This is a genomic window from Niallia sp. NCCP-28, assembly GCF_023168165.1.
GTDB lineage: Bacteria > Bacillota > Bacilli > Bacillales > Cytobacillaceae > Niallia.
In genome coordinates, this window is the sequence record NZ_BQYJ01000001.1 from 668,893 (window position 1) to 684,084 (window position 15,192).

Annotated in this window: 14 protein-coding genes and 1 other annotated feature; of the genes, 2 read left to right on the forward strand and 12 right to left on the reverse strand. The window is 34.3% G+C overall.

The window, feature by feature from the left end:
• Nucleotides 1-72 precede the first annotated feature (72 nt).
• Nucleotides 73-246: a binding site (T-box leader), on the reverse strand.
• Between the two features lie 46 nt (nt 247-292).
• The 10 genes from recO to yqfC form a co-directional block, all read right to left on the reverse strand.
• The gene (gene recO / locus NCCP28_RS03430; RefSeq protein ID WP_248559985.1) at nt 293-1,048 is read right to left on the reverse strand and encodes a DNA repair protein RecO; all 756 of its coding nucleotides are present in this window, start codon (nt 1,046-1,048) and stop codon (nt 293-295) included.
• A gap of 33 nt (nt 1,049-1,081) precedes the next feature.
• Nucleotides 1,082-1,225, reverse strand: coding sequence for a YqzL family protein (locus tag NCCP28_RS03435; protein ID WP_101179163.1), 144 nt, complete (start codon nt 1,223-1,225; stop codon nt 1,082-1,084).
• 129 nt (nt 1,226-1,354) lie between these two features.
• Entirely contained in the window at nt 1,355-2,269 is a 915-nt protein-coding gene (gene era / locus NCCP28_RS03440; protein WP_248559986.1) for a GTPase Era, read from the reverse strand.
• Entirely contained in the window at nt 2,256-2,660 is a 405-nt protein-coding gene (locus NCCP28_RS03445; RefSeq protein WP_248559987.1) for a cytidine deaminase, read from the reverse strand. Before NCCP28_RS03445 ends, era begins: the two co-directional genes overlap by 14 nt.
• 530 nt (nt 2,661-3,190) lie before the next feature.
• Complete coding sequence (locus tag NCCP28_RS03450) at nt 3,191-3,580, reverse strand: diacylglycerol kinase family protein (RefSeq protein ID WP_248559988.1); 390 nt, start codon at nt 3,578-3,580, stop codon at nt 3,191-3,193.
• A complete protein-coding gene (ybeY, locus tag NCCP28_RS03455; protein ID WP_248559989.1) occupies nt 3,558-4,028 on the reverse strand; it encodes an rRNA maturation RNase YbeY in 471 nt (156 codons plus the stop codon). Before ybeY ends, NCCP28_RS03450 begins: the two co-directional genes overlap by 23 nt.
• A complete protein-coding gene (locus NCCP28_RS03460) occupies nt 4,025-6,202 on the reverse strand; it encodes an HD family phosphohydrolase (protein ID WP_248559990.1) in 2,178 nt (725 codons plus the stop codon). The genes ybeY and NCCP28_RS03460 overlap by 4 nt, the downstream gene beginning before the upstream one ends.
• Before the next feature lie 487 nt (nt 6,203-6,689).
• Entirely contained in the window at nt 6,690-7,658 is a 969-nt protein-coding gene (locus tag NCCP28_RS03465; RefSeq protein WP_248559991.1) for a PhoH family protein, read from the reverse strand.
• Complete coding sequence (gene yqfD, locus NCCP28_RS03470) at nt 7,655-8,848, reverse strand: sporulation protein YqfD (protein ID WP_248559992.1); 1,194 nt, start codon at nt 8,846-8,848, stop codon at nt 7,655-7,657. Before yqfD ends, NCCP28_RS03465 begins: the two co-directional genes overlap by 4 nt.
• A gap of 14 nt (nt 8,849-8,862) precedes the next feature.
• Entirely contained in the window at nt 8,863-9,147 is a 285-nt protein-coding gene (gene yqfC / locus NCCP28_RS03475) for a sporulation protein YqfC (RefSeq protein ID WP_248559993.1), read from the reverse strand.
• 103 nt (nt 9,148-9,250) lie between these two features.
• On the opposite strand from yqfC, the gene NCCP28_RS03480 reads away from it, so the two are divergent.
• The gene (locus tag NCCP28_RS03480) at nt 9,251-10,783 is read left to right on the forward strand and encodes a recombinase family protein (protein WP_248559994.1); all 1,533 of its coding nucleotides are present in this window, start codon (nt 9,251-9,253) and stop codon (nt 10,781-10,783) included.
• Between the two features lie 98 nt (nt 10,784-10,881).
• Nucleotides 10,882-11,922 (forward strand): hypothetical protein, encoded by a 1,041-nt coding sequence (locus NCCP28_RS03485; RefSeq protein ID WP_248559995.1) that lies wholly within the window; start codon nt 10,882-10,884, stop codon nt 11,920-11,922.
• A gap of 107 nt (nt 11,923-12,029) precedes the next feature.
• Here NCCP28_RS03485 and NCCP28_RS03490 read toward each other — a convergent pair whose 3' ends face one another.
• Nucleotides 12,030-13,487, reverse strand: coding sequence for an HNH endonuclease (locus NCCP28_RS03490; RefSeq protein WP_248559996.1), 1,458 nt, complete (start codon nt 13,485-13,487; stop codon nt 12,030-12,032).
• A 652-nt stretch (nt 13,488-14,139) separates the two neighbouring features.
• Nucleotides 14,140-15,144: a DUF3231 family protein gene (locus tag NCCP28_RS03495; RefSeq protein ID WP_248559997.1), complete on the reverse strand. Its 1,005-nt coding sequence runs from the start codon at nt 15,142-15,144 to the stop codon at nt 14,140-14,142.
• Between the last annotated feature and the right edge of the window lie 48 nt (nt 15,145-15,192).

A 15,192-nucleotide genomic window follows, 5' to 3' on the forward strand; every position in this document is an offset into this window, starting at 1 on the left:
AGTTAAGCTTTTTTATTTGCATAAGGACCTTTTTATAAAGAAAAAACTCTCGTCCCTATGCCAAAAAATTAGCATAGGGACGAGAGTTAACCCGCGGTTCCACCCTATTTGCTGCCAAAAGCAGCCACTTTCCATAGGTGTTGCTCCAAAAACGCCTTCCTTAATGCTCTTGTACCTAGCTTTCACTATCCTAGGCTCGCTTGCACAATAGGTAATTAAGTACTACTTTCTTTTCAACGCAACTATTTTGTTATCAAAAATACTAACGAAAAAAAAAGGGATTGTCAACTCTCTAATTAAAGTGCTGTCCAAAATCTTTTAGGGAGTGAAGGAATTTTTTCGATTTTAAATACAAGCCGGAATATTCCTCATAATAGGCTGAGATAATGATATCAAGCTCTTTTTTTGTCTGCTCTTTAACCGATATTGTTCCTAGTCTAGAAATATCAAACAAATAAAAAATCCGCAGCAGTTTTACTGTTGCTTGCGAAATTTTATAATGATAAGGATCCTTTTCTATACAGCGGTGACAAATTAACCCGCCCTCTCGAATGGAAAAAGAAAAATGCCCATCTGTTGCACCACAAACGGAACATTTATCAAGTATTGGATACAATCCAAGGGCATTTAGCATTTTCATTTCATAAATATGTGTCAGTATCTCTCCATCATACCCCTCATTCATATACTGCAAAATTTGATGGAGCAGTTCAAAATGATAAGGATTTGTTTTTTTTTCCTCCACACATTTATCTGTTAGTTCCACAATATAGCTTGCATATGCAGTTAAGAAAATATCTTCTTTTAGCGCACGCATGCTTGTTATTATTTCACCTTGTTGCAATAGTCCTAAACCGCGGCTTCTTTGCACTAGATAAAAGCCATATGTAAAGGGTTGAGTAATACTGGCGAGTCTAGAATTTGATTTCTTAGCCCCCCTAGCCATTACTCCGACCTTTCCCCATTCTCGGGTGTATAATGTAACAACTTTATTTGTTTCGCCATAATCGATTGTTTTAATTACGATGCCTTCGCATTTTTCGAGCACCTATAACTCACCATCCCTGTTTAAGAGACAGTTCTATGAGATGGGGGAATCCAAACTTGCTAGCTCCTCATCTTGAATTCCTGGTATTTCATGATTATCCTTTTCTAATTCTTTAAAAAGTAGATAAGTATCAATATTACCTGTCTGGGAGAAAACTTTCCAGGTAAAGTCTAACATAATAAAACCCCACCTTTCAATTTTTAAAACTAGCATTATTTCGCCTTAACCTTATCATAGCCTGTCTTTTTAAAATCATGTGACGAAAAAATTGTTAATTAAATTCATGTATAAACACTAAAAATTTGTTTAATATTCGTCTTCTCGAAAACCAAAATCTCTTAACTGAGACATTTTATTGCGCCAATCTTTTTGCACTTTTACCCATAGTTCTAAAAACACCTTTGTTCCAAGAAGATTTTCTATATCAGTTCTTGCTCTTTTTCCCACTTCTTTTAGCATGCTGCCTTGTTTTCCAATAATAATTCCTTTTTGCGAATCTCTTTCAACCACAATAGTCGCCATAACATGGACGACATCATTTGGTTTTTTCTCCATTTTTTCAATAACCACTGCTAAAGAATGGGGAATTTCTTCCCTTGTCAAATGCAATACTTTTTCCCTGATTAATTCTGAAACAATAAATCTTTCTGGATGATCTGTCACTTGATCTGCTGGATAAAACTGAGGTCCTTCTGGCATATATGCTTTGATTTGTTCTAATAATCTTTCTACATTATTTCCTTCCAATGCAGAAATTGGCACTATTTCTTTAAATGGATATTTTTCTTTATAAGAATCAATAATGGAAAATAATTGATCTGGATGAATGGTATCGATTTTATTCACAACAAGAAAAATTGGTGTTTTCACATTTTGGAATTTCTCTAAAATAAACTCTTCTCCTTTTCCAAATCCTTCTTCCGCGTTCACCATAAATAAAATGAGATCCACTTCTTTTAATGTATTTTGAGCAACTTTCATCATAAAATCACCAAGGCGATGTTTTGGTTTATGGATGCCTGGTGTATCAATAAAAATAAGCTGAGAATCATTTGTTGTTAAAACCCCTTGCACTTTATTGCGTGTCGTTTGGGGTTTATCACTCATAATCGCAATCTTTTGTCCGATTACACGGTTTAAAAATGTTGATTTGCCAACATTGGGTCTTCCAATAATACTAATAAATCCTGATTTATGTTCGCTGTTATTATTTATGTTCATTTAAGTCCTCCGGTGAAAATGCTCCTGGCAATAATTCTTCGACAGTTGTTTTTTGTATATCTCCGTTTAAGTTTGTTAAGACAACCGCCATATCTTTTGGGCAAAATTCAGCAATCGCCTGTCTGCAGATTCCACATGGGGATACTGGTCCAGTTGTATCTGCTACTACCGCTAGCATAGTAAATTTCATTTCGCCTTCTGAAACAGCTTTAAATAAAGCTGTTCTTTCTGCACAATTTGTCACACCATATGATGCGTTTTCAATATTGCAGCCATGATATACGGTTCCATTATCGCTAAGCAGTGCTGCTCCTACCTTAAATTTAGAGTAGGGAACATATGCCTTTTCTCTTGCTTTTTTCGCTTCTTCTATTAATTGGCTTTCATTCAAAATGGCCTCTCTCCTTATTGTACCCTAAAGCGCAGGTTATTTTCATGTTTCTTCATTTATTTTTCAGAATTTTTACATTTTAATATTTTTGTAATAAAACTATGTAATAGCTCATAATAGCTGATGAAACATGTTGAAAATGGATAACCATTTTACTGTATGATTTGAATAGGCTGATTGTTTATGATTATAAGTTCCCTCGCTTCAACTAATGGCTTTAAAGACTGCTCTTTAAAAAATAAAGACCCATTAAACCTGTCTGTTGATGGCAAGAAAGGGCGGTCTAGAAGTCTCCCACATCCGCTTCATCCAAAATGTTGACATAACCAAAAATAAAGCTATTTTAATACTCTAAAAACACTTCTTTAAAATATTATATGAAAATTATATACTAAGTTTCATTTTCAATAAAGGGTTTAGAGAAAAAGACGCTCCTTCCCTTTTTCTTTTTGTTAAAACAAAAAGAAAAAGGGATTTGAATAATGGGAAAGCATTTATTCAAACCCCTTTTAACGCTATATATGAACCATTTAAAATAGTGAAGCGACTATTTTAGGCAAAAAAATAACCAGCCCTATAACAACCGAAACAATTGCTGCCATTAATACAGCTCCTGCAGCAATATCCTTGGCTTCTTTAGCTAATGGATGAAAATCCTTTGTCACTAAATCTACAACCCTTTCGATTGCCGTATTCATCATTTCCATAGTGATCACTAGTCCCATTGCTATCGCAAGGATCATCCAATTTACTGCTGACACTTGATAATAAAAACCAAGAAAAATAATAATGCCAGAGATTATTAGATGCAACTTTAAATTTCTTTCTTTTTTTACTGCCGTAACTATTCCTGACAAAGCAAAACGAAAGGAAGAAAATAGGTTGTTCTTTATTCCCCTACCTTTCAAGCCCAAACTCATCCAATATTTGCTTTTGAGTTGAGAACATAATTTCTTCCTCCTCTTTTGTAAGATGGTCGTATCCTAATAAATGGAGAAATCCATGAACAGATAAAAAACCGAGTTCTCTCATATAAGAATGACCATAGTCTTTTGCTTGCTCCTCTGCTTTGTCAATAGAAATAATAATATCTCCTAACACACGGGGCATGTCAGCGCCAACTAGCTCTACTTCTCCTTCACCCAATTCCTCCATAGCAAATGAAATAACATCTGTAGGCTGGTCCTTTTTTCGATATTCTTTATTTATTTCTTGTATTCTGTCATTTCCTACAAAAGTAACAGATAATTCAACAGCACCATTCAACTCTTGTTTTTGTGCAGCAAATTGCAGCAAATCATAAATAATATTCAGGTCATTTTCTGTTACTTTTTCTGTTTCATCAATAAAATCAATTTCCATTTTCATATTGGTTCGTCCTTTACTTTTTTCATATCAGGATATTCAATCCGTGAATGAAAGATTCCTTTTAATGTTTCACATAATGTATTTCTTATTCTGTCTATTTCCTTTAAGCTTAAATCACACTCATCCAATTGTCCATCTTGCAAGCGATCCGAAACAATGTTTTTTATAAGTCCTTCAATCTGTTCAGGAGTTGGCGAATTTAAACTTCTTACAGCAGCTTCCACACTGTCGGCTATTCCTATTATCGCAGCTTCTTTCGTTTGTGCTTTAGGTCCAGGATAGCGGAAATCACTTTCTTTCACATCCAGCCCTTTTTCTTTTGCTTTATAATAAAAAAATTTCAGCAGCGTTGTTCCATGATGCTGTTCAGCAATATCTACAATTTCCTTAGGCATCTTATATTTACGCAATAATTCTGCCCCATCTGTTGCATGTGCAATAATGATATTTTTGCTTGCTAAAGCTGGCAGACGATCGTGTGGATTTCCCATATTCAACTGATTTTCAATAAAAAAATGGGGTCGTTTTGTTTTTCCTATATCATGATAATAGCACCCAACCCTTGCTAACAAGCCATTTGCTCCAATGGCTTCACAGGCAGATTCTGATAAATTTGCAACCATTACACTATGATGATAGGTTCCGGGTGCTTCTGTCAAAATCTTTTTTAACAAAGGATGATTAGGATTGGATAATTCAATCAGCTTCATCGTAGACAAAATGCCAAATCCTGCTTCAAAAAAGGGCAAAAAACCAATTGTTAAAACCGCTGCTGATATTCCAGAGATAACCGCAACTAATACATAAATGCCATATTCTTTTGCGCCGTATTGACCATTTTGCAAAAGAATCATAGAAAAGATAGCGATAATATTAACAAGGGAAACAAATAGGCCTGCCTGCAGAATATTGGAACGCTGGTTATGCTTTTTCAAAAAAAGAACGGCAGCAAGTCCTCCAGCAAATATATACACTCCCATTGCTACATTAAAAGTGCCAGAAACTCCTTCATTAAACATAATCATTCCAAAAATCCCTAAAATTAAGGCAGTAATGATTGCCAGCTTTTCTTCCATTAATATTTTAATCAGCATCACAGCCATTGCAGAAGGAAATATATACCCAATTTCCGCATAATCGAATTGCTGAAAAATGCTCACTGTTTTCATAATAAGAAGACTAATCACAAAAATTAAACTAAACATAATCATATAATTTTGTTTTGTGTCTTTTTTTTCATCGATAGCTAAAAAATAATAATAAAACATGGCAAGAACAGCAAGAATCATTATGCCTAATCCAAGATAGGACTGAATAGAATTTTCATTTGCCAATAATCCTACTAGCTCTAATTGGCGATAAACTTCCCTGCTTATCAATTGTCCTTCTTCAACAATAATTTGTCCTTGCAATATTTTTACAGGGTCTACATTATCAACCGCCTGCTGCCTTAATTCTTCTGTTGCAGAAGGGTCATAAAACTCATTTTGAATAATCGCAAATCTGCCTAAATCAATCGATGCACTTTTCAAATCAGAGTTTAAGCTGTAATTGCTTTTTAAATCTTCTTCTAGTTTTTTCTTGGCATTTTCCACTTCATCTGCTGGTATTTTATTGCTCATTACAGAATTTATCGATGTTACTGTAATGTCTTTGGCAATTTCCAAGTCATTATCCCTATACATAAGCAATGCTTTTAAGCTAGTATCCATTACTTCTTTTGTAACATTATCCGTTAATTTTCCCTTTAGCGATGTCAGTTTTTCTGAAATAGAAGGCTCTGAAACAGATTGTCCATTTCCCTCTTGCTTTTTCCTTTGTTCGGCAAGGTCTTTTTCCACTTCACGGTTCACTTCTGAAACAGAATCAAAAATTGATGAAACTAAATCCACCCTATTTTGTGCAATTTCTTTATTGACTACATACACATCCTGTACTTGATTTTTACTTTCTTCTTTTTTCTTTTCTGTACTTTCTTTATCTTCAATGGTTATTGGAGAGCGGATAGTTTGATCTGCTACTGTAAATAAATTGACAACTAATTTTTCTGGCTTAACATTCGAAAACATAGTAAAAAATAAAACAATGCCGATTAATAAAAATAAGATTATTTTCATTAAACTTGCATGCATTAAGTTTTTCATTTTTTCAATAAATTGATGAAAAAAATTCATGGTAACCTCCTATCTATAAGAATAGGGTGATGTAAAAATGCTAGTTTTGACGTAATATGTAAAATCATAACAGTTTTTTTGTTTGTTTTCATCTTTTTTCTTTCTTTTATTCGTAATCACTCATTAATCCTCTGCCAATGAGCTGCAGCTCCCTTAAAAGCCTGTTCTTTCACCAAGATTTTAAAGGCAAGTTTTTTCTCTTCTTCTCTTATAACCTCTTAAACAGGAAACCAAATCCCTTTAATGCATGATAAAAGAACGCAGCCTTCTACAACAATATCTACCCTGCCTCAGAATGCAATCAGCTGGAGGCTGGGCCCTTCACATTGCAACTTCACTTTATTTTACAATAAGACCTTTTATGGCTTCCACTCGACGGATAGAAAATATTTTATTAAATGCATAAAAAGTCGAAGCTCTTTTTAGGAAATTGGTAATATCCTATACCCGCATTTAAGCTGAGCCAAAGAGATTCGACTTTTGTCATCTATTCATTTTCCACTTCTTTATAAGCCCTAACGATTTTCCCTACAAGGGGATGTCTCACAACATCACTTTCTTCAAGATGGACAAATCGAATGCCCGATACATTTTGAAGAATTCTTTCAGACGCAATTAAACCTGATTTTACACCTTTTGGCAAATCAATTTGTGTCTTATCACCTGTAATTACCATTTTAGAACCAAATCCAAGCCTTGTTAAAAACATCTTCATTTGTGCTTGTGTCGTATTTTGCGCTTCATCTAAAATAATATATGCATCTTCTAGCGTTCTTCCCCTCATATAGGCGAGCGGCGCTACTTCAATTGTATTTCGTTCAATTAAGCGGGCAGTATGTTCCATGCCTAATACATCATGCAGGGCATCATAAAGCGGTCTCAAATAAGGATCTACCTTTTCCTTTAAATCGCCTGGCAAAAACCCTAAACTCTCTCCAGCTTCCACCGCGGGGCGCGTTAAAACAATACGGTTCACTTTCCCGCTTTTTAATGCATTTACTGCCATTACTACTGCCAAATAGGTTTTTCCCGTACCAGCAGGGCCTATGCCAAAAACCAGATCATTTTTTTTCATTGCTTGAATATATTCGCTTTGCCCAATTGTTTTAACGCGAATCGCCTTGCCTTTAATTGTTTTGGCTATTTCTTCATCATAAAGAGCGCCAAAATATTCTAAAGTACCTTTTTTCGCCAATGAAACGGCATAAATAACATCCCTCTGACTAATTGATATGCCTTTTCGGATCACTTGCAAAAGCTTTTCTACCACATCTCCAACAAGATCGATGCTAGTCGGATTCACAGAGGAAACATACAAAGTTTCTCCTCTTGTTACGATGTTGCAATCAAATTCTTTTTCCAATAATTGAAGGTTTGTGTCTCCATTCCCTAGTAGGGCAATCGCTTCGTTAGGATCATTTAATTTTACATTCATTGTTTTTAAATCTTCTGTCATTCCAAGTCTCCTTGAGTTATAGGTTGTACTTTCGCAATGTTTTCAATTGTTGTAAAATCTATATTTAGTATTACTTTACCATTCTTTATGGATTGGTGCAAAACTTTCTCTTCCTTTATTTTCCCATCTCTCCCAATTTTATTAAGCACATCTTTTCGAGCCATTTCCTTTCCTTTTTTTATGGCTTCCTTTTTACTATAAGTTCTTATTACTTCCTCTTTTTCTCGATATGTTTTATTTACAATTGTAATCGGCAGTTCCCACTTTAAAAACTTTACATATTGTTTATTTTCTTCTACCTCATAATTTTTATATTCCATTTTGCCAAATCCCCAAATTGGCACATTTACTTTTCCAACCGAAAGATAGTGTTTTTGTTTTTCATTGCCATTAAAGACTTGAAATGTTGTATTTAGCGGAACTGTGACTTTTGAAGTAAACCAAGTTTCTCCCCAAACTTTTCCTTTTGCAGCTACTATTTTTGTATTTTCTTCTTTCCCTATTGTACCTGACACTAATAGTTGTCCCTTTTTAACCACCTGATTGACAGTAAAAATTTTTTCTCCCTCTTCCACAAAATAATCTACAACCGTTGCCGTTTTCGTTGCAACTAAGTTTTGCGCACTTGTTTTTTGTACTTTTTTTGGTTCGTTTTTTTCTACTACTTGAAAGTGATAAGTTGTCCCTTTTAATTCCACTCCAACCCAGGTTATCGCATTAATGCTGTTTGTCAGCTCTTCTTGGATAACATCCAATTCTTTTGTAAAAAACTGCAGTTTCCCTATTTTGATATCCATTTTATCCAACTGTTTGCGAATCTTATATTCTGTAGCTGGATTGGCTCCTTTAATTTCGATTCCCCACACCATATTTGATAAAACAAAAACTAGTCCAATAAAAAGAAAAATGCCAGCTAAAAATCCACTGTTTTTTAGCATTCTTTTATAAAGAAAGGGAGCTCCAGCCCGGCGCTGGAACTCTATTTTGCACCCACTTCCTCTTACAAGATGACGTAATTTTTTCACCTTTTTTAAACTCATTTGAAAAGTGATTGACTTTGGTCCATGTTTTTTCACATTCCATATTAAAATATTATTTCTGAGCAGTTGATTTAAAAATCTTTCCAACCCTTTCCCAGTAGCTTTTACTGTTACGATACCTGAAAAAAATTCAATCCAATGATTTTTCATAGCTTCCTCCTGAATTAATCATTTATGTACATGACATGATCTATTTTCCCTTCCAACAATATTTCTTCCGGCATAATCGTTTTGATGACAAAACCTTTTCCTTTTATTAAAAGCTGCCCTTGTTTAAGAAGCAGTCGCAACTCCTTATCGGAAAACGTAATAAGTCCTCGGTGGTTCTCAATATAAATATGAATTTGGCCAATCATGGTAATTCTAGGTAAGTCCATCATGACATCTTGAGGAAGCTCTAAGTTTTTCAACATCCAGTTTCGCAGCGTATTTCCCCATTTTTTAGCCATAAAAAAAGAACCCCCTTTCATCTCATATTTATGAGATTTATTACAGACAGTATGTATGCTATAATGGTTCTCATTACTATACTATTCGTCAGGAGTTCATATCATGCTAATAAAAACAGTCGCTATATACAATCGTATCTCAAGAGATAATGGTGAATCAGATGATGTCCTCCTCAATCATAGAACTATTACTACAAGATTATGCGATTCAAGAAAATATCAGTACAAGTTATATGAAGAAATTGAGTCGGGCGGGAAATTCGAGGAGCGAAAACAACTATTACAATTACTTAAAGATATTCAACAAGGTTTATATGATGGACTAGTTGTCGTAGAGCTTAGTCGTATTGCTCGTGATAATCTCTATTCTCAGATGATTGCTAAAGTATTAGAAGATAACGAAGTCCCAATCATAACTCCAAACAAAATATATAATCTTAGTGATGAAGACGATAAATTCGTATTTGATATGGAATCAATGATATCCAGTAAAGAGTTAAGAACTATTACCCGCAGAATGAAGAATGGAAAAATAGAGGGTGCAAGACGGGGTGAATGGATACAAGGTGTTCCTCCTCTTGGATATACACGAGGAAAAGATAAGAAACTTGTAATCGTTGAATCAGAAGCAGATATAATACGACAGATATTCAACTATGCTGAAAGCGGTTATGGAATTCCTAGTATTGTGAAGAAGCTAGTAGGATTCAAGACAAAAACAGAAAAACAATTCACTGATACAGCAGTCTACACCATTCTTAAGAATAAAACTTACACAGGAAGCATTATATACAATGTCAAAGGTAAAAAGGGGAATATCACCGAGACTATAGAGAACAAGCATGCTCATGAAGCAATTATTACCAAGGAACAATTCATCTCGGTACAGCAAGCTATCAAGAGTCGTATGAGTGGTGACTTAGAGACTAGAAATCGTTCAAGGGGTATGGTATTGTCCACACTCAAAGACCTTGTTTACTGCACGAGATGTAAATCCAAAATGGGCTTCAAAAAGGATTCTAAACAAGCCAATAGAATCTACCTCAAGGCTTGTAAATGTGGGAATCGTGGAGTGTCTGAAACAGCCCTATTGGATGCCTTTCAAAAGAAGTTTCGATTCCTAGAGCGCTTCTATCGAGATGAATGGCAGAAGGCATTGGAGACTACCGAGCCAGTTTCAAAGGATAGTCTGCTCCAAAGAATCGAGGACTTAAAGAAAATGCAAGAAAAGTTGAATAAGAACTTAGTCAAAATACGTTCCGCATATATTGAGGAAGTGTTTACTAAAGAAGAATATTTAAGCGAGAAGTCCAATACTGAAGAAAAGCTGAATCAAGTATTAAGCACAATTGATGACTTACTCGACCAAATCAATTCTTTAGATAAAGAGTCCATTACATCCCAATACAAATCCAAGTTGGAGAAAATCAGACAAATCAATGACATATATAATAAGGAAGTTTCTTATAATGATATGGTCGAAGTAAATCGTTTATTGAAGCTGATGTTGGACAAGGTTTATTATAAAAGGCTAAGCGAGAAGGTCACAGGCATAAATCCATCAAGAAAAGGTCTCAAGGTTGAGCAAGTTGATTTCATACAGATACTTATCGCTTCGAAGGATATTCATAAGTAGAGTATCCTTTCGTCTTAACTAACTGGTCCTATTTATAGTTCCACAAAGTTATAAGCATGGTATAATCACAGTAATAATAATAGTTTGAGGGTGGTCAATTGAGCATTAACAACAGAGAACTATACAATCAGTTCATTCCCATTGATGATAGGTCAATTAAAGATAAAAAAACGGGAGATGTTTATACAGGCATATTTCTACATGAGCAATTAAACGCCAAATACAGCTTTACTTTCACAGAGTATTTACCTCATTATGTAAAAATTGCATGGAATCTTGAACAACTAAACAATGAAGAACAACTAGAGCAAAGATATCCTTTTCTTTATAAGCTAATTAAGCGCAGATTACGCTTCTTAACGACATTCATTGAGCATTCAGAGGAAAAGATTACTAGTCGCTTGGCTAAAAAAGAAGGAAACTATTATTTCTTTGCATCATCAAGATACTTAGCGTCTAAACACTTTAGCAGTTACAACACATGGAACAGAAACATATCTATCTTTTGCACATTAGGGTTAATGAACAAAATAAAGATACAGAACCATAATCGAACCATGGACCGAAGAGCAACGAGAGAATTAAAAGCATTGGCTAAAAGAATGAATATTGATAATCACGAGAAGTTATCGCCTATTAATTTTTACACCATTCCCATCTATAACGATGAGTTATTAATGGAAGCAAATCGCAGAGCGAATGTTCTTCTAGATAATAACTTTCGTGCAAATGGATTCAGTAAGTTCTTCTTAATAAAGGTATTTGGAAAAGAGTTCGCTGATTCAATATTCCATGACGAACGCTATATATCAGAGTATAGCAAACATACTCAAACGCAGATTGAGAAGTTTATCTTAAAGGATATTCAGCGTCATGGTTACACAACTAAAGACAGAATACTAAGATATGTTCAAATCAATTATTCTCAGTTACAGCCTTGGGAATACGGGTTTAAAAAAGAGAAACAGAGCAAAAAGTCAATACTAAGCAGAGAATTTGATAGGAGCATATCAGAGATTAAAGAAAAGTATAATTTAGAGTATAGAAAGGCTGATAAGAAGTTGAAGGAAAGATTCCACTTGAATACAAGTAAAACTATCATTTATGAGAATCCTTTCGATGTTATTAAGAACGAATAATTAGAGCAATGTCCTAAATTAAAGGATGTAAAACTAACTAATAAAACCCTTCTTTTATATAGTTAATCTTTTCATAAATTCTAAGTTAGAGTAAAAGCAAGGAGTTCCTAATGAATTCCTTGCTTACTAGTTTCTGTTAGTCTTTTTCTCAAAGGCAAATAAATATTCTCATGATGATACCTAACGTGAGTGGACGATAGTTTATGTTTACTAGCAACTAGAATCTTCTCATGCAAGGGATTCTTACTATCAACATGTAATATCCTTTGAGGATTTTCTGGGTCTATAGCGATAATTCCCATGTCAAAAATCTGATGATGATTAGGACATAATACAATCATATTGGACTTGTCATCAATCCCTTTATGCTGTTTATTAAAAGGTTGAATATGATGAACTTCAGAATAAGAAATTGCATCAATGAATGTAATCTGTTCACCACATATTTGACAGCAATTATTGTAAATTTCTTTCAACTGTTTGACTTTTACACTATCCCTTACTAAACTATCGATAACATTAATTCTAGACTCTATCTTTTTTTTTTCATTTACATCATCATCATTAACCTCAGGTTGAATTTCATCTAAAGAAAGAACCGAGAAGATTGGCTCTTTATCTCTAGCCGTTGTCATACAGTATTCCTCAAATGCTTGTTTAACAAAAGGAAGAAACCCATACAATTCTATGATATCTTGTAATGCAGAGCCTTTAGTATTATATAGAGAATGTAATACCATATTAGCCCTTAAATCTGTTATATGAGGGGTAGGATGTCCTTCTTTTAAACTGATGTACTTCAGCATATATGATACTAAATCATGTGGAGTATAAATTCCCTTTTGAGCAATCCTAGAGTCAAAATTCAACTCATTAGTCCTCCAAGTATTAGCTATAAAGAGGGATTGTTGCCACTTCTTTTTGACTGAGTATGATTCTCTTAACTTATAATATTCCCTTATATGCCCAGCATTTTTCCCTTGTATTATGATGAACGGCACAGTGGATTGACTAGAAAAATTCCTAACCTTAACGTAATCATCTTCCATGAAAATATCCTCCATCTTCATGGCATTTTCATGTTCTCTGTTTGTGGGGAACATCTCTCCGCTATCATAACCCGCTGACAATGCTAATGCTATCGCTGCCTTAACTGCCAACGTTGCACCATGGTTGTTTAAATGCTCATAATGTTTATCCTCAAATAAACGGTTAAAATCAAAACCTTTGACATAATAAGTTGTTGTTCTTCCCTTTTCTGTACTCTTACCAGTTTCTACTTCTTTAGTATCGATTGGAAAAAGGGGAACATTTCGTTTAGACATATTCAGAACTTCTTCATAGTAAAAATTATAAAAGTTGAGTAGGGCATCATATTTTCCCTTTGGTTGTAAATTTCCATCTTCTATTATGTATTTGCGTAATAATCCCTCATTCATAGCCATTTCAATATCTTCATTACCAATAAAAGTAATATATTTGCTCACCTTTCCCTTATGAGCTTTCAGTGAAGATTTCTTTTTATCGCTATTAATATATAAATCAAAAACCTCTTGTATTTTCAAGCCATCACACCCTTAACGTTCACTCACACCCACATCTATATTTTACCACAAAAATTACAAGATATGGATATAAAACTCACAAGATAAGTGGTCAACTTCCCCCTCTTCAAAGTATAATACAGCTCACGACGGCTTGTATTGATACTTTAAGACGGTCTCTAACATCTAAATCCCTTCCTCGATATAAGCTTGAATTTGAGGGCATTATGTAAGTCTAGTGCATAGTTTCATTGTAGTAGTTTTGGTGATACAGAGACCAACTCATCAGCACACAAGCAGTTGATAATTGTTCGATACGAAGCCAATATAAGGCTATATCTGTAGAGTTTTAGTTATTTAATGCAACAAACCAAATTGAAGCTTGGCTGAGATTAATGAAATTCTGATTTCATTAGGGATAAACAATATCTTTCGTTCCCCTACTGATTTAATACAAAACAAGTATGAACAAAGATAATAGTTCTACAAGAAGGTAAGCAAAGGATTGTGATTTACCTTCTTGCATTCATCTGCGGTTTATTGAGTAATTCAAGTACATATAAACAAAAGGGTAATAAATCCCGTCTTGTCTGCTACAAAATGATATATAGCCTTTTATCAAAGCAGAAGATTTTTTAGGAGAATACTATATAGGACTTTCCCAATTTTCTAACTACACTTCTTCGGCAATTTCCTTCCTATTAGGAGCAAGCGGCGGTTGTTCTAACCATTTATTTTCTACCATTAAATTAAACCATTTTTTTGTAACCAAGAGATTTTTTAGAATTGTACTCTCATAAGTGGTCACAAGGTCTGTTCGCATAGCTGAGGCTAGACCCGTCCCATGATAGGTTTGTGCAGCTTGAAACAAGAAACCGATATGATACAACATTAATTTATCGGAAAAAGGAGAGTCCGTTGAAGTTGTCACCTCCGTTTCCCAAGATTTAGGAGCTGGCAAGTTGTCCGCTTGCATTATTTTTGAAAATGCTTTTATTTGACCATCAGCTGTTTTTTCCGAAGCAGCTAAAAACTTTCTTACTTCTTTTGTTTGAGCTACTTGGCTGAATGCAATAGAAAGAGTTTTAGCCATAATGCTTTTTTTAAGGTTGAAAGAAATACTAATAACTTCTGTCGCTGCTAATGTTCTACCCTTTCCGAAAAATCCATCAGTGAAATCTTGATTGGAAATATACTCAGGGTTTTTATTTGGATAAAATAAAGGGTCTCTTTGAAAATTTCCTTTATCAAGTAATAACTCAATTGTTTGATGATACATCTTTTTTGCATCGTTATCACATGAATCGTAAAACTCTCTTAAGTCTTTTCTAACTGATACACCTAATGCAGTACTGTGTCCCAGTAAACCATGTAGGCTCATGATATGTAAATAATTCAAGCAAAATATATCTGTGAACAATCTCTGTTTACCCTTAAAGAGGTCAGATTCATTAAATCCAATTGGAACAGGAAATCCCTCTTTCTCCAAAAAAGTTACGATTTGTTGCTTTTGTTTTTCAAAAGTCTTAATAGCACTCTCAAAAATGGCTTTAATAGGTTTATCCTCAATAATAGAAACCATATATCTATTTACAACATCTGTCATTGTACCGTTTACAAATTCTCCCCACAATGTTCCTATCTCCGAAGACGTTAATTTTAATCTATTCTTATCCATATTCTCACCTCTTAGATATTATTTCTCTGTTTGGCAAACTATATGCGT

Bases quoted from the DNA above. Each gene is read 5' to 3' on its own strand.
- NCCP28_RS03465 (WP_248559991.1), bottom strand. From the start codon at position 7,658: ATGACAGAAGATTTAAAAACAATGAATGTAAAATTAAATGATCCTAAC.
- NCCP28_RS03460 (WP_248559990.1), bottom strand. From the start codon at position 6,202: ATGAATTTTTTTCATCAATTTATTGAAAAAATGAAAAACTTAATGCAT.
- NCCP28_RS03435 (WP_101179163.1), bottom strand. From the start codon at position 1,225: ATGTTAGACTTTACCTGGAAAGTTTTCTCCCAGACAGGTAATATTGAT.
- NCCP28_RS03495 (WP_248559997.1), bottom strand. From the start codon at position 15,144: ATGGATAAGAATAGATTAAAATTAACGTCTTCGGAGATAGGAACATTG.
- yqfD (WP_248559992.1), bottom strand. From the start codon at position 8,848: ATGAAAAATCATTGGATTGAATTTTTTTCAGGTATCGTAACAGTAAAA.
- yqfC (WP_248559993.1), bottom strand. From the start codon at position 9,147: ATGGCTAAAAAATGGGGAAATACGCTGCGAAACTGGATGTTGAAAAAC.
- era (WP_248559986.1), bottom strand. From the start codon at position 2,269: ATGAACATAAATAATAACAGCGAACATAAATCAGGATTTATTAGTATT.
- NCCP28_RS03450 (WP_248559988.1), bottom strand. From the start codon at position 3,580: ATGAGTTTGGGCTTGAAAGGTAGGGGAATAAAGAACAACCTATTTTCT.
- ybeY (WP_248559989.1), bottom strand. From the start codon at position 4,028: ATGAAAATGGAAATTGATTTTATTGATGAAACAGAAAAAGTAACAGAA.
- NCCP28_RS03480 (WP_248559994.1), top strand. From the start codon at position 9,251: ATGCTAATAAAAACAGTCGCTATATACAATCGTATCTCAAGAGATAAT.